A 19693-nucleotide genomic window follows, 5' to 3' on the forward strand; every position below is an offset into this window, starting at 1 on the left:
CCGCCCCTCACCGATCACCCGGGGGCACGCTCATCGCCAGGAGCGCGGTGTCGTCGTCGAGTCCCTCGCCGAACGAGTCCAGGAGTGCGGTGAGTGCCTCGACGGCAGCGGGTGCCGAGGTCGGTGCGAGGGACCGCGCGAAGTCCAGAAGCGCTTCGTCGCCGTAACGTTCACCATGGTTCCGGGTACGGGCCTCGGTCAGGCCGTCGGTGTAGAGCAGCAGGGTGTCACCGGGACGCAGGTCGAGGGTGGCGGTGGTGAACTGCGCGTCCTGTACGACACCGACCAGCTGGCCGCCCGGGGTGGGCAGGTAGTCGGCGCTGCCGTCGGCCCGGATCAGCAGGGCGGGAGGGTGGCCACCGCCGGCCAGGACGACATGGAATCCGACGTCGTCCTCCTCGGGTGTGAGCATTCCGAAGATCACGGTGCAGAAGAGTGGCTCGTCCTCCTCGACCTGGTGGTCGAGCGCGGTGTTGAGGTTGGCCAGGACCTTGGCCGGTACGGGATCGGAGACCGCTGCGGCCCGCAGGGTGTACCGCGCCAACGACGTCACCACGGCCGCGTCCGCGCCCTTGCCGCGTACGTCCCCCATGAAGAACCCCCAGCCTCCGGCGGCGAGCGGGAACAGATCGTAGAAGTCCCCGCCCACCTCGTCGGAGGACGCGAAGTGGTAGTGCGCGGCGGCCTCCATGCCCGGGACCGGTTCGATGGCCGGCGGGATCAGAGTGCGCTGCAGGGTGGTGGTGAGGCGTTGCAGGCGTTCGCGGTCGTGCTCGGCCTCCTGCCGGGCCCGCAGGAGTTCACGCTCGTAGGTACGCCTGTCCCGGGCGTCGAGGAGGGTGGTGCGGATCAGCAGTGGTTCGCCGTCCTCGTCCCGCTTGACGGTGGAGGTGACCAGGACGGGCAGCCGGGTGCCGTCCGCGGCCTTGAGTTCCAGGGCGACGCCGTTGACCTCGCCCTGCATCCGCAGCAGTGGGGCGAAGTGGGTCTCGTGGTACAGCCTGCCGCCGATGGTCAGCAGGTCGGAGAAGTGCCTGTGGCCCACCAGGTCCTCTCGGCGGTGGCCGAGCCATCGCAGGAGCGTTCCGTTGACCTTGGCGATCCGCCCGTCCATCAGTGTGGAGAGGTAGCCGCACGGCGCGTTCTCGTACAGGTCCTCCACGCTGTCCTCCAGCAGAGCGGAGAACGCCGGAGAGTCCGGGCCGCGGTCCTCCGCCGGCCGCGGCCCGTCGGTCCCGTCGCCTCCCGGGTGCACGGTCACGGGCCCTGCACGAAGGCGATGATCGCCTCGGCGGTCTCCTCGGGGGCGCTCAGCTGGGGGCAGTGGCCCGTCGAGTCCAGAGTGACCAGCTCGCTGCCCGGGATCTGCGCGTGGACGAAGGCGCCCACCTCACGCGGGGCGATCGAGTCGCGCGCGCTCTCGGCGACGAGCGTGGGAACGGTCACCTTGGGAAGATCCGCCCGGTTGTCGGACAGGAAGGTGGCTCTCGCGAAGACCCGGGCGATCTCGGGGTCCGTCCGGCAGAAGCTGTTGGTCAGCTCCTCCCCCAGTTCGGGGCGCTCCGGGTTTCCCATGATCACCGGTGCCATGGTCGCCGACCAGCCGAGGTAGTTGCTGTCCAGTGACTCCAGCAGTTCGTCGATGTCCTGCTCACTGAATCCGCCCCGGTAGGCGCCGTCGTCGATGTACGACGGCGAGGGGGTGAGGAGGACCATTTTCTCGAAGAGTGCGGGCTCCTGCACGGCGGCGAGCACGCCGATCATGGAACTGACCGAATGCCCGACGAAGACCACCGGCCCGAGGCCGAGCTCCCGGCAGATCTCGATGACGTCCTGCGCATAGCCGTCCAGGGTGGCGTACCGCTCGGGGCTCCAGGCCGACGCATCGGAACGCCCCGCGCCCACATGATCGAACAGGACCACCTGGAAGCGCTCCTCCAGCGCGGGCGCGACGAGACGCCAGAGATTCTGGTCGCAGCCGAACCCGTGGGCCAGCATGACCACCGGGCCGCCGTCCCGGCCTGTCACCCGTACCCGGTTTCGCTTGCGCACGTCCATACGGACATTTTGACACTCCGCGCACCTCACGGCCTGGCCTGCCGGGCGATCGCCGCCCACCGGCGCGGCATACGATCTCCGGTAGCGGTCAGGGGGCGTCCGCCGCTCGTCCGCCTACCTGCGTACGTGAGGGGCGCACCCCCTGCGAGGTGCGGATTCCCGGGTCCGTCACCGCGCGGCCCGACCGGAGTTCGAGGCGCTCGCCGGTGAAACGGCCGCGGAAGCTCCGGTCGTGCGAGACGACCACGACCGCTCCCGCGTACCGGTCGAGCGCGGCCTCCAGTTCCTCGACCAGGTCGAGCGCGATGTGGTTCGTCGGCTCGTCCAGGATCAGCAGGTCCGCCGGGCGGGTCACCAGCCGTGCCAGGGCGAGTCTGCGCTGCTGGCCGATGGAGAGGGCCGCCACGGGCACGGCCAGGTCTTCCGGACGGAAGAGGCCGAGAGCCAGGAGCTCGTCCTCGTACTCGTCGGGGAACCCCGGCCGGCCGGCGGCGAAGGTGGCGAGCAGGGTGCGGCGGGTCGGCCTCGTGGGGAGTTCCTGCGGGAGGTAGCCGATCCTGCCCCGCCGTCGGACCGCGCCGGAATCGGGGGCGAGATCACCGGCCAGGACGCGCAGGAGCGTCGTCTTCCCCGCGCCGTTGGGCCCGGTGACCAGGAGCCGCCGGCCCGGCTCGACGCGCAGGGAGGGCAGGTCCAGCCGATCGTCCACGAGGACCGCCTCCAACTCGGCCAGGGGGGACGCGTCGCCGTCCTTGTCCGCCGGGAGGCCGTCCTCGCCGGAGAGCGCGAGGTCGGCGGTGAAGCGCAGCGGCCGTGGCGGCGCCGGCACGGGTGAGCGGCGCAGCGCTTCGAGGCGGGTCCTGGCGGACCTGACCTGGCCCGAAAGCTTGGCCTCGTGCGACCTGCGGTGCTTGCCGAAGCCCTGACCGGGGTCCTTGCCCGTCCCGGCGAGGCGCCGGGAGGCCGCGCTCACGAGTTCTTCGGTGCGGGCGAGTCCGGCCAGCCACTCCTGGTGCTCCAGGGCCCGGCGGTGGCGGGCGGCGGCCTTCGCCCTGCGGTAGCCGTCCCATCCGTCGCCGTACCGGAAGACGCTCCGCAGGTCGCGGTCGACCTCCAGGATGACGGTGGTGATCCGCCCGAGGAACGCCCGGTCGTGGGTGACGGCGACCACGGTGCCCCGGTGGGCGCGGAGGTGGTCCTCGAGCCAGGCGACCGCTGCCGCGTCGAGGTGGTTGGTGGGCTCATCGAGGAGCAGGAGCTCCGGTGCCGCGGCCAGCACGCAGGCCAGGGCCAGCCGGGACTGCTCACCACCGGACAGCGTCCCGAGCGCGCGGCCCCGGGAGAGGTGGCCCAGCCCGAGGCCGTGCAGCGCGGCGTCCGTCCTGGCGTCCGCCTGATATCCGCCGCGGTCCTCGTAGGCCGTCAGCAGGTCGCCGTACGCGGCGAGCTCGGCGTCGGTGGGGTCCCCTTCGGACAACCGCTCCTCCGCCGTGCGGATCAGCCGCTCAAGGGCGCGGAGGCCGGCGAGGGCCGAGTCGACGGCGTCCTGGACCGTGCTGCGGGGGTCGAGGGTGAGGGTCTGGGCGAGATATCCGGTGCCGCCCGGGAAGCTGACGGTGATGTCACCGCTGTCCGGGGTCTCGGCTCCGGCCATCAGGCGGAGCAGGGTGGACTTCCCGGAGCCGTTCTCCCCGATGACGCCGGCCGCCTCCCCGGGCCGGACGGTGAGGGACACGAGGTCGAGGACGGTCCGGTCGCCGTACGCCTTCGAGACGTCGGTCATGGCCAGTTGGGCGCGGGAGCGCTGAAGAGACATGGGTGTTTTCCCTGAAGTGACAGGTCCTCTGCAGCGCGCACATCGGCATCACGGACGTCGACGTCACGGACGGAAGCGCGCTTGAGGGACGGGGTGTCGGACAGCGGTGAGGACTGCGGCAGACGGCGTGACCGGGTGGATCACGCGGCGACGGTCAGCGTCGCGCGGCGGCGTCCTGGCCGGGAATCAGAGAAAGAAGTAATACGAACCCATGGCACGCATTCTAACCATGCCGCGGCGGCCCCTGGTGGACTCGGGACGCGGTCCACCGGGGCCGGGCGGGGTCAGCCCGTCGACTCGTCCGGGGTGGGGTGCTCCGGGTGGACGCCGGCATTGCGGGCGCCGCTGCGGCCCGAGCCGGCCTCGTCGGGGTCGGGCCTGCCGGAGCCCGAACCGGCTTCGGTCTCCGCTTCAGGTCGTTCCGAACCCGGGGGAAGGATCACGTCGAGGGCGTCCTCGCCCTCCTGTGCCTGCTGGTCGGGCATGTCGGCGGGTACCGGCGGCGGGCAGCCCGTCGCCCCCGTGTAGGCGGTTCCCTGGGGCCTGCGGTCGGTCATGTCGTCACTCCCGTCGGTTTGTGCCCATGCTGGTACGGGCGGGCCGGTCTCGCACCTCGCATACCCCCCGCGTCCCGCGCGACGCACGCCCGGCCCACCCGTTTCCCGCAGTCCGGCCCCGGCTGATCTCGAAGTGGTCGGCGCGCCCCCCGGCTCGGCGAGCGCCATGATCTTCTTCCGGGGGCGCACTTTCGAGTGACATACGGTCACGGTCTGCACACCCGGAGTTAAGGTGTCGCTGCCGGTAGAGCGACGCGCGGTGGGCACCATGGCGCCAGGCACAGTCGATCAGCCGGTCCTCCACGTCATGGCCCACCGTAAGGAATGCACGTGAAGCTCTCCCTGCGCCGTTCTCCCCGAGCCGCCTTCGCACTGACGGCGAGCGCGCTCGTCGCGGCCGCGACGGTGGCGTCCGCGGCCCCGGCCTTCCCCGAATCCGCACACGGTCCGCAAGTGCGGCAGGCCGGCACGGTCACTGCCGCACAGTGCGGGTTCTTCCGGTACAGCGTCCGCGAGTCACAGTTCGCCGCGTACGGCCACTGCGGTGAGACGACGGTGCTGATCCATGTCGATGTCAGAGGCGGCGGAAGCGGGAACGACTTCCATCTCTGCGTGCCTCCCGGCCCCACTCAGCTCCCGGGCGCGGGACCGAACTACCTCAACGCGTACTACATCGGGGGCGCCGGATGCCGGAGCGGAGTCCGGAGCGGACACACGCCGCACTGAGGCGGGCCGGTGCCCGGGAGCGCTTTCGAGCCGGCCCCGGGCTGACGCCTCAGGGGTGGCACGGGTGCTATTCGGTGGAGCCGGTGGTCGAGGGGTCCTGAGGGGGCGCGGTCGCGCAGCCGCCGCCCGGCGGCCTGCTCAGGATCAGCACCGCGATGTCGTCGCGGCGTACACCGCCGGAGAAGCGCTCCAGGTCGGCCTGGAGCGCCTCGAGGACCTGGTCCGGCTCGCGCCCCGCCCACAGGCGGAGCCGCTCGTCGAGCGGGTAGAAGGCGCCCGTCCCGTCGCGTGCCTCCGTCACCCCGTCGGTGAGGACCAGCAGGGCGGCGTCCGGCGGAAACGCGATCCACTCGGCGGCGCGCGCGTCGCCGCTGAGGTCCGCCATTCCGAGGGGCACTGACGTCCGGCGCAGGGTGACCGCCGACGCCGCCCCGTCGCACAGCAGCCGTGGCGGCAGATGGCCGCAGTTGACCGCCCGCACCCGCTCACCGTCGTCGAACCCCAGCAGCAGGGCGGTGACGAAGCGTTCGTCCTCACCGGTCTCGGCGGAGAAGGCGTTGTGCCGGACGACGGCGTCCTCGACGGCGTCGGCCACGGCGGTGAGCTCGGGCTCCTTGACGGCCGCTTCCCTGAAGGCTCCGAGGGCGGCGAATCCCGCCCCGATCGCGGGCAGCCCCTTGCCCTGCACATCGCCGATGATCACGCGGGCTCCGTAAGGCGACTGCACGACCTCGTAGATGTCGCCGCCGACGAACCGGTCCTCCTCGATCGGCTCGTAGAGGCCGTGGGCGCAGATCTGCCGCGTGACGACGGGGAGGGGGCGCAGGATCTGGCGCTGGAGCGCGACGGCGGCGGAGCGCAGCCTCGCCACCTCGGTGGCGTGCCGGATGCGCGCGGCACAGGCGACGACGCCCAGGGCGCTGGCGAGGGCGGTGAAGCCGATGAGGAAGACCACGTCCCAGAAAGCACCGGTCGAGGCGATCCGGGAGCCGACGACGACCAGCGTGACCCAGACCGCAACGGCCGTGGTCTGGCGCACGGTGCAGAAGACCGAGGCCAGCGCGGGCAGCACGACCATGAGCGGGATGAGAGGGAGGTCGTTACCGGTGAGGGCGTCGAGGAGGACGACCGCGACGGTCAGGAGGAGGAGCCACAGAGCGAGCGCCCAGTTCCCGATCCGGGCGGCGCCGGCTTCGGTCTCTCCCGGATCGGCGCCGGGCAGCGGAAGGCTGCGCGTCGCCGATGGGCGCGGGAGTCCCAGGACCACGGCACGCCTCCCGCCTGTTCGTCACTGACGCCCCACGCGTTCCAAGCTACCCGTCCTCCGGCCCCGGGTCCTGGCGTCGGCGTACGGCTCCGTCTCCGCCGGGACGAGAGCCGAGAGAAAGGCGGTCCTGCGGCGCAGGGTGAAGCCGAGGGATTCGTAGAGCCGGATGGCGGAGGTGTTCGACGCGGCGGCATGCAGGAAGGGCGTCTCGCCCCGCTCCCTGATGCCGTGGGCGACGGCCCTGACGAGGCGTGTCGCAAGTCCCTGGCCCCGTACGGAGCTGTCGGTGCAGACGCCACTGATCTCGGTCCAGCCGGGTGGGTGCAGCCGCTCCCCCGCCATCGCGACCAGGACCCCGTCGCGGCGGATCCCGAGATAGGTGCCGAGCTCCACGGTGCGCGGCAGGAACGGGCCAGGACGGGTGCGCTCGACCAGGTCCAGCATGTCCGGCACGTCGGCGGGGCCGAGGAGCACGGCTTCGGGGTCGGGAGCCGCGTCCACCGAGCCGTCCACCAGCTGGACGCCCTCGGCATGGAAGACGATCTCCCAGTCGGCGGGCGGGGGCTCGCGGAAGGCGGTGACGGTGACGGGCGCGCCAGGGCCCGCGAGTGCGGCGGCGTCGGCCCAGTCCTGGGCGTCGGGTGCGTCCGGCAGAGCGAGCCAGGGGGTGACGTCGGCGCGGTATCGCAGGATGCGCCCGCGCCGTTCGGCGAAGTGCGCGTGCGGGCCGGTCAGCGAGGCGCGGGTGGGGTTGTCCAGCGGATGGGGCCCTTCGGCCTCCGCCCCGGGGTGGGGCACTCCCCCTGCGGACGGATCCGTCGCGCGCGGGGTGGACGGGTCCGTACTCCGTCGCGTGTGCGGGTTCGCGAGCCGGGATGTGGCCTCGGGCATGGACTCTCTCACTCCATCGGAATCGGCGGCCGGGGACAGGGATGAAAGGCCGGCGGGCCCGGGTCTATTCCCGGGCGGCCGGCCCGGGAACAGACATGCGGTCAACGCCCTCACCAGGGCGTCCCGCCGCCGGGCTGCCGCGACGGAGCCGGGCGGGTCCGGCGGCAGGACGTACGCCCACTCGTTCGGTCCGGGGAATCGCGCACCACTGCGCGGGATACGGCCCCAACGGACCTCGGCCTGTGGCACCCTGGAGACGACCGCCCCACCGGGCTCCCCCGTACCGGTGGGGCGGTTCTGCGTGTTCCCGCGTGACGCCCCGCGGTGCATGGGACTCCGTCATCGCGCCTCGAAGGACGATCACGGCCATTGTCGGCCAATCCCGGCATGACCGTGGCTCAAATCAACCTCTCCCCGCATGAGTTGCGAGCCATCGGGCAGGCGCCTACACCTCAGGGCCCGCAATCTGAGGAGCGTGACGGGATGACCCTGCACACTGCACAGACCGTCGGTGCGCAACGGGCAGGCGCCCCGGACGTGCTTCCCTGGATCGAGGACGCCGGACAGGTCGCCCCGCACGACGCACGGAAGCTGTCGAAGCTCTTCTTCGACGCGCTGCGGGAGATCGACGAGGGCACCGCCGAGTACCAGTACGCGCGGAACACCCTCATCGAAATGAACCTCTCCCTCGTACGGTTCGCCGCGGGACGCTTCCGTAACCGGGGCAGCGGCGACATGGAGGACATCGTCCAGGTCGGCACCATCGGTCTGATCAAGGCGATCGACCGCTTCGACCTCTCCCGCGAGGTCGAGTTCACCTCGTTCGCCGTGCCCTACATCGTCGGTGAGATCAAGCGCTTCTTCCGTGACACCACCTGGTCCGTGCATGTGCCGCGGCGGCTGCAGGAGCTGCGGGTGGAACTCGCGAAGGCGAAGGAGACGCTCGCGGCGGGCCTCGACCGGGACCCCACGGTGCGGGAGCTCGCCGATCACCTCGGCCTCGACGAGGAGGAGATCACCGAGGGTCTCGTCGCGGCCAACGGCTACACGGCGGGGTCGATCGACCTGCCGGCCGACGCCGCTGAACCGGTGGGCCGCGCGTCCGGCGGGCGCACCATGGCGGATGTCCTGGGCGAGCCCGACCCCGCGATGGAGACGGTGGAGAACCTCCAGACGCTCGCCCCGCTGCTGGGTGATCTCGACGCGCGTGAGCGCCGCATCATCGACATGCGGTTCGGCCAGGAGATGACACAGGCTCAGATCGGCGAGGAGCTCGGCATCTCGCAGATGCATGTCTCCCGGCTGCTCAGCCGCATGCTGGGCAAGCTGCGCAACGGGATGTTCACACAGGACTGACCCACGGCCGATGCCGGGCCGGCCCCGTCCGTGACGGGGCCGGCCCGCGTGTCTGTTGCGGCGGCATTGCGACTTCGTGGCCAGGTGCGCGACCGGCTTCCGTCCGGGCGCGGGCGGCCTCTACGGTCCGGACCCGGACCGGTTTCCTGCCCCGGCCGCCCCGACCGACTAGACCGCAGACCTCCTGGAGCGCCCATGAGTGCCGTACCGTCCGAAGCCGCGTACGACCGAAAACGGCTTCGTCAGTGGACCCGTGGCGGCGCGAGATCCGCGGGGATCGACCGCCGCGATCTGCTGAAGCTGGTCGCCGCGGCATCGGTCGCGGCCCCGCTGGTTCCGGCCGCCGCGTCCCCCGCGCGCGCGGCGCAGTCCCTGGCGGGCGTGGTGAAGCCCTTGCCGCCCGAGCTGTTCACGGTGCGCGGGACCAACGCCGAGACGAACTTCGCCGCGCTGCGGGACACCGGGCTGCTCACCCCCGCCGACCGCTTCTTCGTCCGCAACCACACCGCGACGCCGGTCGTCGACGCGGCGGAGTGGAAGCTGACGGTCTGGGGCAGCGGGCTGACCGGCGGTCCGGTGGACTTCTCGTACGAGGCTCTGCGCGCTCTGCCGTCCGTCTCCCGCACCGCGTTCGTCGAGTGTGCGGGCAACGGCCGGAGCTACTTCACCTCGCAGCAGGGCCAGCAGGTCAGCGGCACCGCGTGGACGCTGGGCGCGATCGGGACGGCGCGCTGGCGGGGAGTGCGCCTCGCCGAGGTGCTCCGCCGGGCGGGCGTCGGCCGGAACGCGGTGGACGTGCTGCCGCGCGGCCTGGACGCGGAGGTCGTCAGCGACGGGACGAACCTGGGCCGGGTGCGCAGGCCCCTGCCGGTGGCGAAGGCCCTGGACGACGTACTCCTCGCGTACGAGATGAACGGCGAGCCGCTGCCGCCCGACCACGGCGCCCCGGTCCGGCTGATCGTCCCGTCCTGGGTGGGCATAGCGCACATCAAGTGGGTGGGTGACATCGAGGTGAGCGCGGAGCCGCTGCTGAGCCCGTGGAACACGGGCCTGTACCGGCTCTTCGGCCCCGGGTACCCGACCGAGGGCAGTGCGCCGCTGACCCGGCAGACCCTCAAGAGCGCCTTCGAACTCGCGCCCGGTGCCTCGTTCGCCGCCCACCGCAGGCATCTGCTCACCGGCCGGTCCTGGTCGGGCGGCGCACCGGTGCGTTCGGTCGAGGTCAGCACCGACGGCGGTGTCCGGTGGCGGCGCGCACGACTGCGCGACGAGCCCCGGGCCGGGAGCTGGGTCCGCTGGACCGCCGACTGGGTTCCGGCGGTGCCCGGCCCGGGGGTGCTGCTGGCGCGGGCAACGGACCGGGCGGGACGCACCCAGCCGGAGACGACGGCCCACAACACGCAGGGCTACCTCTTCGACGCGGTGGTGAGGCACCCGGTGACCGTGGACAGCCCTTAGAGGGAAGGAATGCGGTCCGGACACCCGATTCACCTACACCGGCGCACCAGCAGTCAGGCGAGGTTGGCGGGCCTCAGCCCTCCTCGCCTTCTTCATCGTCTCCTTCGAAGAAGTCGCCGACCTCGTCGACGACTTCGGCAGCCACCATGCCGCCCACGACTCCGACCGCCAGGCCCGCCGCGCCGGCCGCGACAACGGCGCCCGTCCCGGGCCCGGATCGGTGGCCCCCGTCGTGGTGGTGACCGCTGTGACCGTGGTGGTCGTCCGTGTGCGCGCTGCCGCCGAACACGTCACTGTGGCCGTGCAAACCGTGCGCCCCGTGCGATGCCCGGTCTCCGACGAGCCGACGCACCCAGCCGTCGACCTCGAGCTTCCAGTCGTGCTGTTCGACGTCGTGGTGGCTGATGGCGAAACGTGTGAGCGCGTCATGGCCGCCGGAGAAGAAGCCGCCTCGTTTGTCCGCTTCCAGCACGACCTCCATCCCTCCGGAGTGGGCCAGAAAGCTCACTTCAATCTCGCTCATGGCGTGCGCGTACTGCGCGGGCGGGGAAAGCTCGATCTCCTGATAAAAGGGCAGTTGCTGACCGGTGCCGCCGATCCTGCCGTACTCCAGGTCCGCACTCCGGAAGCCGAATCCGAGCTGCCCCAGCGCTTCCAGGATCGCCTCCTGCGCCGGCAGCGGGCGCACCAGGAGCGGGTCGAGGTCCCCCTTGTCCTTGGCGCCGGCCACCGCCAACTCGGTACGCACCCCCAGCACGACGCCCAGCGGCTGGCCGTGCAGCTCTGTGACCGGTGTCTCCCACGGCAGCGTCACCGAGAACGGGACACTCCGCCGCTCACCCTCGGCCAGGCGGAAACCACCGCCCACGGTGAACCGGTCGAAGACGATGGTGCCTTCGCTCTCGCCGTCGTCGTGCTCTGCCTCCACCCTGGCCACCAGCTCCAGCGAGACCTGCTCGATGTCGAAGGCGGCACTGCCGCCCCAGAGGTGGATCTGCCCCGTGAGGTCCCCACCCGGCAGTACCGCACCGGTGTCCAGCACCGTGTCCACCGTCGGGCCGCCTACGCCGAGCGAACCGAGCAGCCGTTTGAACACCATCGTGGCGCTCACTCCTTCATGTAAATGTGGTTCGTGAGATGACGGATCGCTGCATACCGGTGGCGCCCGGCCTGCAGCGATCCGTGGATCGTGCTTACTTGTCCGACGTGTTCAGCGCGGCCAGGGCCTGCGCCCAGCGGACGTATTTCCCCACAGCAGACGCATCGGGAACGTCCAGACCCCCTCGCACTTTCTACACGCGTGTAGAGCATAGGCGGGGAGCAGCCCCTTCGGTCGGCAATTCGTCGGCCACGGAGGGGATCGGCCGAAAAGAGCCCCGGAGGCTCACCCGGGCATCCGGCAATCCGAACAACAAGAGCAGGCGTGGGTACGGCTGTTGATCCCCGGCTCACCGGTCTCGCGTTCGCCTGTGCTGACCAGTCCTGTCTCGTACGCGACGATGACGGCCTGGACACGGTCGCGGAGGCCGAGCTTGGCGAGGATGCGGGCGACGTGAGTCTTGACGGTCGTCTCGGCCAGCTGGAGGCGGGTGGCGAGCTCGGCGTTGCTCAGCCCTCGGGCCAGCAGGCCGAGGACCTCCAGTTCGCGCGGGGTGAGCGAGGCGAGATCGCTGTGGAGGGTGGCGGCGTCGCTGCCGCGCCGGGCGAACCGCTGCACGAGGCGGCGGGTGATGGCCGGCGCCAGAAGGGTGTCGCCGGTACGGACGGTGCGGGTGGCCGCGACCAGGTACTCGGGGGTGACGTCCTTGAGGAGGAAGCCGCTGGCCCCGGCGGCCAGGGCCGCGTAGACGTACCGGTCGAGATCGAAGGTGGTCAGGATGATGATGCGGGGCTCGCCCGGGGTTCCGGTGAGGATGCGGCGGGTGGCCTCCAGGCCATCCATCTCGGGCATGCGGACATCCATCAGGACCACGTCGGGGCGTGTGCGGCGGACCGCCTCGACCGCTTCGGCTCCGGCGGCCCGGTCACCGTGTCTCCAAGGGGATCAGGGCCTCCACACGGTAGCCGCCGGCCCGAGACCGGCCGGTGTCCAGGGTTCCGTCGTAGACAGTGAGGCGCTCGCGCAGCCCGATCAGCCCCCGGCCGTTCCCGTCTGCCGCGGCAGCACCCGCGTGTCCTCCGGTATCGGTGACCTCCACTCGAAGCCGGCCGGGACCGTAATCGACGGTCACGGCAGCGGTCGCACCGGCGGCGTGCTTCACGGTGTTGGTCAGGGCTTCCTGCACCACGCGGTACGCGGCGAGTTCGATACCGGGCGGGAGGGGGCAGGGCCGGCCGGTCACGCTCAGGTCGACCGGCAGTCCGGTGTCCCGAACACGCCCGACCAGCGATTCCAGCTGGCCCAGGCCGGGTTGGGGTGCCTGCACCGCATCCGAACCCTCCACGCCCGTCCCCTCGTCCGCGTCGTCGGACTGCTGGCCGAGCAGCTGGGCATCGACATCGGCGCCGATCTGCCGGCCGGCCGGGCCGCGGAGATCGTCCGTGGATACACCCGCGCCTTCCTCGACCTGCACCTGCGCCACCGACCGCGGCCCCTCCTGGACAAGCCGTCCGTGCGCTATCCGCAGGTCCACTTCTGTACCCCGGAGACGAGCACCTGCGTCTGAGCCCTGTCCGGTGGTTCATGTGCCGGGCGGGAGTCAGGCCGCCACGACAGTGAGCGCACCGAGACGACGTAGTGCACAGGCGCCCTGCCCACAACACGGCAGATGTGCAGTGTTTGAAAAGGCCGGGACGGTAAAGACGGTGCATTGACACAGGCTTTGTACGACGAGGTAGGAGACGCATCATGGGCATCATCGCCTGGATCTTCATCGGGTTGCTCGCCGGCGTCATCGCCAAGGTACTGCTTCCGGGCAAGGACCCCGGCGGCATCATCATCACGATGCTCATCGGCATCGCGGGAGGCCTTCTCGGCGGCTGGCTCGGCAAGGTCATCTTCGGGGTCGACTCCATCGACGGCTTCTTCGACCTCTCCACCTGGATCGCCGCCATTGCCGGCTCCATCATCCTCCTGGTCCTGTACCGGGTCATCACCGGCAATCGGCACTCGCGCCGCGCCTGATTCCCGACTGCCCGCAGTCCGCGCTCGCCGCAAACGGCTCCCCCTCTGCTTGCTGGGGAGCCGTTTGCCGTACCTGCGCGAGTGCGGTCATGGTCGAGAAGAACGACTCGCCGAGTGCGTTGTCCCAGCACTGACCGGTGCGGCCGGCCGAAGGCAGGGGCTCAGGCCGAGCGGCCCGCGTAGTACGTGGCGATCATGTCCTGGCCGCCGTGTCCGGCCGTTTCCGCCCGGGTGAACCGCTCGGCGGAGGCGGCGACCAGATCGAGCGTCACTCCGGAGGCCTCGGCCGCCTCGAGGATCAGCCGGGAGTCCTTGAGCGCGGTGGAGAGCGCGAAGCTCGGGCTGAGATCACCGGAGAGCAACGCCGCGGACTTGCCCTGGAGGTACGGCGTGTCCAGCGGGCCGCCCTTCATGGCGTCCAGGAAGAGCTGCGGGTCGAGCCCGAGTCCCTCCGCGAGGTTGAGGCACTCCGCCACGCTGTTGACCAGGTTGATCACCCAGGTGTTGGCGACGAGCTTGAGCCGGGTGGCGGCCCCCGGCTCCTCCCCGACCCACAGGGTGCGCTGCCCGATGGCCTCCAGGACGGGCAGTGCCGTGGTGCGGGCGCTCGAGGGGCCTGAGACGAACACGGTGAGCGTGCCCTGCTCCGCCGGCTGCTTCGTGCCGGAGACCGGGGCGTCCAGGTAGACCAGCCCCAGTCCGGCGCCCCGGTGGGCGAGATCGGTCGTGGCGCCGAGGCCCACGGTGGCGCTCTGCATCCAGACCTGCCCCGGACGCAGGCCGGGCGTGGCGGCGGTGAGGGTCTCCGCCACGGCCCGGCCGTCGTTCAGGGCGGTGAGGACGACATCGGCTCCGCGTACCGCTTCCTCGGGGGTGTCCGTCACGGTGGCGCCGTGGGCGGCCAGCGGTTCGGCCCTGGACCGTGTGCGGTTCCAGACCCTGACGGGGAGCTGCGCCCTGAGCAGGCTGCGGGCCATCCCGGACCCCATGATCCCGGTGCCGAGGACCGCGACGGTCGGCGTGCCGGGGGCGGCGTCGGCGGGGGATGCGGTGGTCATGGGAGATTCCCTTCGTCGGTGCGGGCCGGTCTCGCGACCTGTGGGCCCCGGGACTGCGGCAGTTCCAGGACTCGTGGGTCTCAAGACTGCCGCAGCGCGCTCTCCAGGGTGGCGCGGTGGACGGCTCTGGCGAGTCGCGCGCCCCAGCGCGAACGCGGTCCGGCGAACGGCTCACCGGACTGCCCTCCCGGCTCCGGCGCGGCGACACACACCGCGTCCGTCGGGGTCCCGGAGCAGTCGAGTCCGGCGTCCACCAGCGCCTGGACCTTCGCTTCGGTGGCGGTGGCCACCGCGTTGACCAGGGCCGCGTCGGAGAGCGCCACGGGGAGGGTGACGACGATGTTGACGGTCCCGGGCGGGCGAGGGCCGTCGGTGCCCTCGGCCGGGGCCGCTGCCCATCCCCGTACGCCGAGGCCGCTGGTGACGGTCGCGGTCGCTCCGCCGTCGTCGGCGACGGTGCGGGCCGTGACATCGGCGGCTGTCATCAGTCCGGCGCCCGGCCCGTCGAGCGCCTCGGACGCCGCGATCTCGGCGAGGTGCCTGCCGGGGTCGAGCCGGGGGTAGCCGCCGGGCACCTGGGCGTTCAGGATCCAGGCCCGCGGGCCGATCCCGCCGCCGAGCACGGCGCTGCTGCACACGCGCCAGCCGGGCCCCAGCCGCCAGACCAGGTGGTGCAGCCCGAGGCCGTCCTCCTGCCGGGCCAGCAGTTCGCCCCGCTGCCGAGGCTGACGGATGACTACGGATCCGATGAGGCACCCCCGTGACAAGCCTGCCGACCGTCGGCAGCGGCGTCGATCATACGGGCGGGCCGGGAGCGCACACCCGGCGCACCCGGGAGAGTGCTCACTCACTCGAATGGCGTAATGCGTGTGGCGGGCCCGATATGCGCGTGGAGCGGGGCCACCGCACCTCCCCGGTGTTCTGGGCCGCCCGCCGCACAGGCCGGGAAGTTGCACCGTCCAACCGGGTGAGGCGCGATGGAATCCGGACGCGCCTTCCCTGCAGGAACCGACCGCAGGACGCGCCCGGGCGAGGAGGAATCGGCCATGGGAGCCGCTGACGGTTTCACGGATTCCGGAGAACTCGACGGTCTGACCGTCTACGACAGCGACGGAGAGAAGGTCGGCACAGTGGGGCGGGTGTACGTCGACGACGACACCGGCAAGCCCGACTGGATCACGGTGAAGACCGGCATGTTCGGCATGAAGGAGAGCTTCGTCCCGCTTGCCGGAGCCCGCCGGGTGGGCTCCGACCTGCACGTCTCGCATCCGAAGGACCGCGTCAAGGACGCCCCCCGGGTCGATGCGGACGCGCACCTCTCCGTCTCGGAGGAGGAGGAGCTCTACAGGCACTACGGAATGACCCGGAAGACCACCGGACGCACCGGAGCGGGCGGCGACGCGCGCACGACGTCCGGGACCGGAACGGGAGCCATGGGTGCCGCGGGCGCAGCCGGGGCAGCCGGTGCCGCCGGCACCGCCCGCACGGCCTCCGGCGGCCAGGCGAAGGCCACCGGCACCACCGCCGGCACGGGCACCACCGGGGCCGGCGCGGGCAGGCACCGCGACACGGAGACGTCCTCCACGTCCCGCCCGCTCGCCGGAGCCGGAGCCGAGCGGTCCGCCGCGGGTGCCGGCGGCCGTGAGGAGATGGTCCGCTCCGAGGAGCAGCTCCAGGTCGGCACGGAGGAGTACGAGAGCGGGAGGGCACGTCTGCACAAGTACGTCGTGACGGAGAACGTCACACGGACGGTGCCGGTGTCCCACGAGGAGGTGCGCGTGGTGCGCGAGCCTCTGCAGCCGGGCGACAAGGCCACAGGCATGAAGGGCACGCACGACCTCGGCGAACAGGACGTCGAAGTCACCCTGCACGCCGAACGAGCCACCGTCCGCAAGGAGGCGGTCCCCGTGGAACGGGTCCGTCTCGAAACCAACAAGGTCACCGAGCAGAAGGAAGTCTCCGCCGAGCTCCGCAAGGAGAAGATCGACTACGCGGACGGCAAGGACGACATGGGCAGCGGCAAGGACATGGGCGGCGAGTTCGGCCAGGGACGTCGTCGCTGACCCCTCACACAGCGGCGAAAGGCCGCGCGACAGCAGCGAGGGGCGGACCCGGGCGGTTCACGGGCCCGCCCTCTCGTCCCGCCGTCACCGGTGGGCCGCTCCGCCCGGCAGGAACCGCACGGAGGGGCGTCCGTCGGGCCCTTCCGGCGTGACCACCGCGCGCACCCGGTACACGTCGGCGATGAGTTCCTCGGTGATCACCTCCGAGGGCGTCCCCCCGGCGACCACCCTGCCTTCCTTCATGATCGTGACCCGGTCGCAGAACATGGCGGCCAGATTGAGATCGTGCAGCGCGACCACGGCGGTGACGGGCAGCACGGCGACCAGGGAGAGCAGCTCCAGCTGGTGCTGGATGTCCAGGTGGTTGGTGGGTTCGTCCAGGAGGAGTTCCCGCGGCTGCTGGGCGAGGGCGCGGGCGATCTGCACCCGCTGGCGCTCGCCACCCGACAGGGTGTGCCAGGACTGGGCGGCGCGGTCGGCCAGTCCGGTGCGCGCCAGAGCCTCGCGCACGGCGGCCTCGTCCTCGGGCCCGGGCGCCGACCAGGCCCGGCGGTGCGGGATGCGGCCGAGGCGTACGACGTCCAGCACGCTCAGGTCGACCTGGGTGACCGCGTGCTGGTCGACGACGGCCACGCGGCGGGCCACGCCGCGCCGGCCGGTCTCGGCGAGCGTGCGGCCGTCGAGGGTGACGACACCCGCGCCGGGCGCGATCACGCCCGCCATCACCCGCAGCAGCGTGGTCTTCCCGGAGCCGTTCGGCCCCAGGAGCCCGACGGTGGTGCCGGGCGGCGGCGCGATGCTCACTCCGTCGAGGACGATCCGCCCGCCGGCCTCCCGGGCGACCCGGTCGGCGCGCAGGCCGTCGCCGGGGACCGCTGTCCGGTTCACGCGTTCCTCCGGGTGCGGTAAAGGACGATGACGAAGACGGGTACCCCGATGAGGGAGGTGACCACACCGACCGGGACCTCCTGCGGGTCGAGGACGGTCCTGGCCAGGGTGTCCACCCAGACCAGGAACACGGCTCCGGCGAGAGCGGTCACCGGCAGCAGCCGTCGGTGCCCCGAGCCCGTCAGCGCCCGGGCGGCGTGCGGGAGGACGAGGCCGACGAAGCCGATGGCGCCCGCCGAGCTGACCAGGGCAGCCGTCAGGAGCGCGGTGGTGCAGAGCAGCACGATCCGGGTGCGTCCCACGTGCACGCCCAGCGCGGCCGCGGCGTCCTGGCCGAAGGCGAAGGCGTCGAGCGTACGGGCGTGGCCGAGGCAGATCAGCAGGGTCACGGCCAGCACGGCCGAGCACATCCACACTTCGCTCCAGCCCACCCCGCTCAGCGAGCCGAGCAGCCAGAAGAGCACGCCCCGGGTCTGTTCGGCGTCGGCGGCGGTCATCACGACGAAGGACGTGAGCGCGGAGAAGAGCTGCATGGCCGCGACCCCGGAGAGGACGACCCGGTCGGTGGATCCGCCGAGGGTGTGGCTGAGCAGCAGGACGAGGGCGAACGAGCACAGCGCCCCGACGAACGCACCGCCCGAGACCGACACGGCTCCGCCGCCGACGCCCAGGACGACGACCACGACCGCCCCGGTGGACGCCCCGGAGGAGACGCCGAGGACGAAGGGGTCGGCGAGCGGGTTGCGCAGCAGCGACTGCATCACGGTGCCGCACACCGCGAGTCCGGCCCCGCACACCGCCGCCAGCAGGGTGCGGGGCATGCGCAGGTTCCAGATGATGCCGTCACGGATCGGGGTCAGCCGCCCGTCTCCCAGGCCGAGGTGCGAGGCCACCGCGGCCCAGACGTCCGGGACGGAGACACGGGCGGGCCCGATCGTGACGGCCACCGCGACGGACAGGAGCAGCAGGACGATCCCGGCGGTCCACAGGACGCCGTCGCGCAGGACCCGGACTGCGGGTGGCGTCCGGGCCGGGGGCGGCTGCTCCACCCGAACGTCCGGGGCGCGTTCGGTCCTCGTCACCCCGCGAGCCCGAACGAGCGCAGCCCGGCCGCGAGGCGCTCCACGCCCTCCACGGTCCGGACGGTCGGATTCATCGCCTGGCCGCTGAGCAGGACGTACCGCTTGTGCCGGACGGCGTCCATGTTCTTCGTGGCGGGGTTGGACTCCAGGAACTCGATCTTCTTCGCCGCGCTCTCGGCCGTCTGCGACTTCCGGCTCAGGTCACCGATGACCAGGACGTCGGGGTCGCGGTCGGCGACGGTCTCCCAGTTGATCTGGGGCCATTCCTCGTGCGTGTCGTCGAAGACGTTCTTCGCGCCCAGCTCCTCGGTGATGATGCCGGGGGCGCCGCAGCACCCGGCCAGGTACGGGGCTTCGGAGTTGGCGAACCAGTAGAGCATCGTGGTGCCGGACGCGTCGATGTCCGCGGTCGCCCTGTCGACGCGTGCGCGAAGGCTCTTCACCAGCTTCTCGCCGCGCTCCGGGACGCCGAACACCTTGGCCAGGTCGCGCACTTCGCCGTACACGCGGTCCATGGTCAGGGGCTCGGAGCGCGAGCCGTCGCCGCTGCCGGTGTTGTCCTTGCCCGCGCAGTCGGAGGGCGAGAGGTACGTCGGTACGCCCAGCTCCTCGAACTGGTCGCGGGGTGCCACCCCGCCCTTGCCGAGGGTGGACGCGAAGGAGGCGCTGACGAAGTCGGGTTCCTCGGCTAGGACCTTCTCGGAGGAGGGCTGGTTCTCGGCGAGGCGCTTCACCGTGGATTCGTCCTTCTCCAGGCCCTTCATCACCGGGTCCGTCCAGGTCGCGGTGGCGGCCAGCCTGCCGGCGAGGCCCAGGGAGAGCAGGATCTCGGTGGATCCCTGGTTGAGTGAGACGGCGTGACGCGGTGGCGAGTCGACTGTCACCGTACGGCCGCAGTTCTCCAGGGTCACCGGGAAGCCGTCGCCGGCGGCGGACCGGGCCGCGCCGTCGGAGGCGCCGCCGCCTTCCCCGCAGGCGGTCAGAAGGACAAGTCCCGCGATGAGCAGGGCTGTTCGGCGTGCGGTGCTGGCTATGGGCGGCACGGAGACCTCGGCGTTCTCTGGGCTCATGCGCGGAGCCCGTACGGAGTTCCGCTCCCGGTGCGGAAGCGGTTGCCAGCAGGTCTTCGGACTCGGGTTCGTCCGGACGGGGCGCCTTCCCGGTGCACCCGTGGGTGTCCCAGTGGCTGTGGCCCCGCCCGTCCCCCTCACCGCTGCGCGTCAGCTCCGGATTCGCACCGGATTCCCTGACTCCACGTGGAGTGTGACTGGCGTCTGCAAGCTATCACGCTGCGCGCCGCCTGCCCCGGGGGCCGTCGCCGGTACGGCGAGGGGTCTCTCCCTCTCCGT

Annotated in this window: 17 protein-coding genes, 2 pseudogenes and 1 riboswitch; of the genes and pseudogenes, 5 read left to right on the top strand and 14 right to left on the bottom strand. The window is 71.8% G+C overall.

What is annotated here, in order from left to right:
* Positions 1-7 precede the first annotated feature (7 nt).
* From ACZ32T_RS23325 to ACZ32T_RS23340, 4 genes are all read right to left on the bottom strand, one after another.
* A complete protein-coding gene (locus tag ACZ32T_RS23325) occupies positions 8-1261 on the bottom strand; it encodes a PP2C family protein-serine/threonine phosphatase (RefSeq protein WP_467368763.1) in 1254 nt (417 codons plus the stop codon).
* Positions 1258-2058 carry an alpha/beta fold hydrolase gene (locus tag ACZ32T_RS23330; protein WP_467268994.1) on the bottom strand — a complete coding sequence of 267 codons (801 nt, stop codon included), beginning with the start codon at positions 2056-2058 and terminating at the stop codon, positions 1258-1260. Before ACZ32T_RS23330 ends, ACZ32T_RS23325 begins: the two co-directional genes overlap by 4 nt.
* Before the next feature lie 88 nt (positions 2059-2146).
* Complete coding sequence (gene abc-f, locus ACZ32T_RS23335) at positions 2147-3874, bottom strand: ribosomal protection-like ABC-F family protein (RefSeq protein WP_467368765.1); 1728 nt, start codon at positions 3872-3874, stop codon at positions 2147-2149.
* Positions 3875-4158: 284 nt separating this feature from the next.
* Positions 4159-4431, bottom strand: coding sequence for a hypothetical protein (locus ACZ32T_RS23340; protein WP_467268990.1), 273 nt, complete (start codon positions 4429-4431; stop codon positions 4159-4161).
* A 330-nt stretch (positions 4432-4761) separates the two neighbouring features.
* Between ACZ32T_RS23340 and ACZ32T_RS23345 the strand changes: the two genes are divergently transcribed.
* Positions 4762-5157: a DUF6355 family natural product biosynthesis protein gene (locus ACZ32T_RS23345; protein ID WP_467268988.1), complete on the top strand. Its 396-nt coding sequence runs from the start codon at positions 4762-4764 to the stop codon at positions 5155-5157.
* Between the two features lie 67 nt (positions 5158-5224).
* On the opposite strand, the gene ACZ32T_RS23350 is transcribed toward ACZ32T_RS23345, so the two are convergent.
* Positions 5225-6424, bottom strand: a complete 1200-nt coding sequence (locus ACZ32T_RS23350; RefSeq protein WP_467368767.1) for a PP2C family protein-serine/threonine phosphatase — start codon at positions 6422-6424, stop codon at positions 5225-5227.
* Between the two features lie 21 nt (positions 6425-6445).
* Positions 6446-7315 carry a GNAT family N-acetyltransferase gene (locus ACZ32T_RS23355; RefSeq protein WP_467268984.1) on the bottom strand — a complete coding sequence of 290 codons (870 nt, stop codon included), beginning with the start codon at positions 7313-7315 and terminating at the stop codon, positions 6446-6448.
* A 483-nt stretch (positions 7316-7798) separates the two neighbouring features.
* Between ACZ32T_RS23355 and ACZ32T_RS23360 the strand changes: the two genes are divergently transcribed.
* Together ACZ32T_RS23360 and ACZ32T_RS23365 are read left to right on the top strand one after the other, a co-directional pair.
* Entirely contained in the window at positions 7799-8671 is an 873-nt protein-coding gene (locus tag ACZ32T_RS23360; RefSeq protein WP_467268982.1) for an RNA polymerase sigma factor SigF, read from the top strand.
* A gap of 195 nt (positions 8672-8866) precedes the next feature.
* Complete coding sequence (locus ACZ32T_RS23365; RefSeq protein WP_467368769.1) at positions 8867-10129, top strand: sulfite oxidase; 1263 nt, start codon at positions 8867-8869, stop codon at positions 10127-10129.
* A gap of 73 nt (positions 10130-10202) precedes the next feature.
* On the opposite strand, the gene ACZ32T_RS23370 is transcribed toward ACZ32T_RS23365, so the two are convergent.
* The 3 genes and pseudogenes from ACZ32T_RS23370 to ACZ32T_RS23380 form a co-directional block, all read right to left on the bottom strand.
* Positions 10203-11228: a sporulation protein gene (locus ACZ32T_RS23370; protein WP_467369027.1), complete on the bottom strand. Its 1026-nt coding sequence runs from the start codon at positions 11226-11228 to the stop codon at positions 10203-10205.
* A gap of 285 nt (positions 11229-11513) precedes the next feature.
* Positions 11514-12143, bottom strand: a pseudogene (locus ACZ32T_RS23375) (LuxR C-terminal-related transcriptional regulator); the annotation flags it as partial.
* A 10-nt stretch (positions 12144-12153) separates the two neighbouring features.
* Positions 12154-12555, bottom strand: a pseudogene (locus tag ACZ32T_RS23380) (sensor histidine kinase); the annotation flags it as partial.
* 422 nt (positions 12556-12977) lie between these two features.
* Between ACZ32T_RS23380 and ACZ32T_RS23385 the strand changes: the two are divergent.
* Complete coding sequence (locus tag ACZ32T_RS23385) at positions 12978-13253, top strand: GlsB/YeaQ/YmgE family stress response membrane protein (protein ID WP_467268979.1); 276 nt, start codon at positions 12978-12980, stop codon at positions 13251-13253.
* Between the two features lie 161 nt (positions 13254-13414).
* Here the strand turns inward: ACZ32T_RS23385 and ACZ32T_RS23390 are convergent, their stop codons facing one another.
* The gene (locus ACZ32T_RS23390; RefSeq protein WP_467268977.1) at positions 13415-14311 is read right to left on the bottom strand and encodes an NAD(P)-dependent oxidoreductase; all 897 of its coding nucleotides are present in this window, start codon (positions 14309-14311) and stop codon (positions 13415-13417) included.
* A gap of 80 nt (positions 14312-14391) precedes the next feature.
* Positions 14392-15018 carry an adenosylcobinamide amidohydrolase gene (locus tag ACZ32T_RS23395; RefSeq protein ID WP_467369029.1) on the bottom strand — a complete coding sequence of 209 codons (627 nt, stop codon included), beginning with the start codon at positions 15016-15018 and terminating at the stop codon, positions 14392-14394.
* A gap of 339 nt (positions 15019-15357) precedes the next feature.
* Here ACZ32T_RS23395 and ACZ32T_RS23400 point away from each other — a divergent pair, with 339 nt between their 5' ends.
* Positions 15358-16374, top strand: a complete 1017-nt coding sequence (locus tag ACZ32T_RS23400; protein WP_467368771.1) for a PRC and DUF2382 domain-containing protein — start codon at positions 15358-15360, stop codon at positions 16372-16374.
* 84 nt (positions 16375-16458) lie between these two features.
* Here ACZ32T_RS23400 and ACZ32T_RS23405 read toward each other — a convergent pair whose 3' ends face one another.
* Genes ACZ32T_RS23405 through ACZ32T_RS23415 form a run of 3 tightly spaced genes read right to left on the bottom strand, consistent with a single transcriptional unit; the run spans position 16459 to position 19414 of the window.
* Complete coding sequence (locus ACZ32T_RS23405) at positions 16459-17262, bottom strand: ABC transporter ATP-binding protein (protein ID WP_467368773.1); 804 nt, start codon at positions 17260-17262, stop codon at positions 16459-16461.
* Positions 17259-18311, bottom strand: coding sequence for a FecCD family ABC transporter permease (locus ACZ32T_RS23410; RefSeq protein WP_467369031.1), 1053 nt, complete (start codon positions 18309-18311; stop codon positions 17259-17261). The genes ACZ32T_RS23405 and ACZ32T_RS23410 overlap by 4 nt, the downstream gene beginning before the upstream one ends.
* Positions 18312-18340: 29 nt before the next feature.
* Positions 18341-19414, bottom strand: a complete 1074-nt coding sequence (locus ACZ32T_RS23415; protein WP_467368776.1) for an ABC transporter substrate-binding protein — start codon at positions 19412-19414, stop codon at positions 18341-18343.
* Between the two features lie 30 nt (positions 19415-19444).
* Positions 19445-19631, bottom strand: a riboswitch (cobalamin riboswitch).
* Between the last annotated feature and the right edge of the window lie 62 nt (positions 19632-19693).

The organism is Streptomyces sp. NPDC023573, from assembly GCF_055559735.1.

Excerpts from the sequence above, each read along its gene's own strand:
- ACZ32T_RS23330 (WP_467268994.1), bottom strand. The coding sequence starts at position 2,058 with ATGGACGTGCGCAAGCGAAACCGGGTACGGGTGACAGGCCGGGACGGC.
- abc-f (WP_467368765.1), bottom strand. The coding sequence starts at position 3,874 with ATGTCTCTTCAGCGCTCCCGCGCCCAACTGGCCATGACCGACGTCTCG.
- ACZ32T_RS23340 (WP_467268990.1), bottom strand. The coding sequence starts at position 4,431 with ATGACCGACCGCAGGCCCCAGGGAACCGCCTACACGGGGGCGACGGGC.
- ACZ32T_RS23355 (WP_467268984.1), bottom strand. The coding sequence starts at position 7,315 with ATGCCCGAGGCCACATCCCGGCTCGCGAACCCGCACACGCGACGGAGT.
- ACZ32T_RS23360 (WP_467268982.1), top strand. The coding sequence starts at position 7,799 with ATGACCCTGCACACTGCACAGACCGTCGGTGCGCAACGGGCAGGCGCC.
- ACZ32T_RS23365 (WP_467368769.1), top strand. The coding sequence starts at position 8,867 with ATGAGTGCCGTACCGTCCGAAGCCGCGTACGACCGAAAACGGCTTCGT.
- ACZ32T_RS23370 (WP_467369027.1), bottom strand. The coding sequence starts at position 11,228 with ATGGTGTTCAAACGGCTGCTCGGTTCGCTCGGCGTAGGCGGCCCGACG.
- ACZ32T_RS23385 (WP_467268979.1), top strand. The coding sequence starts at position 12,978 with ATGGGCATCATCGCCTGGATCTTCATCGGGTTGCTCGCCGGCGTCATC.
- ACZ32T_RS23390 (WP_467268977.1), bottom strand. The coding sequence starts at position 14,311 with ATGACCACCGCATCCCCCGCCGACGCCGCCCCCGGCACGCCGACCGTC.
- ACZ32T_RS23400 (WP_467368771.1), top strand. The coding sequence starts at position 15,358 with ATGGGAGCCGCTGACGGTTTCACGGATTCCGGAGAACTCGACGGTCTG.
- ACZ32T_RS23415 (WP_467368776.1), bottom strand. The coding sequence starts at position 19,414 with ATGAGCCCAGAGAACGCCGAGGTCTCCGTGCCGCCCATAGCCAGCACC.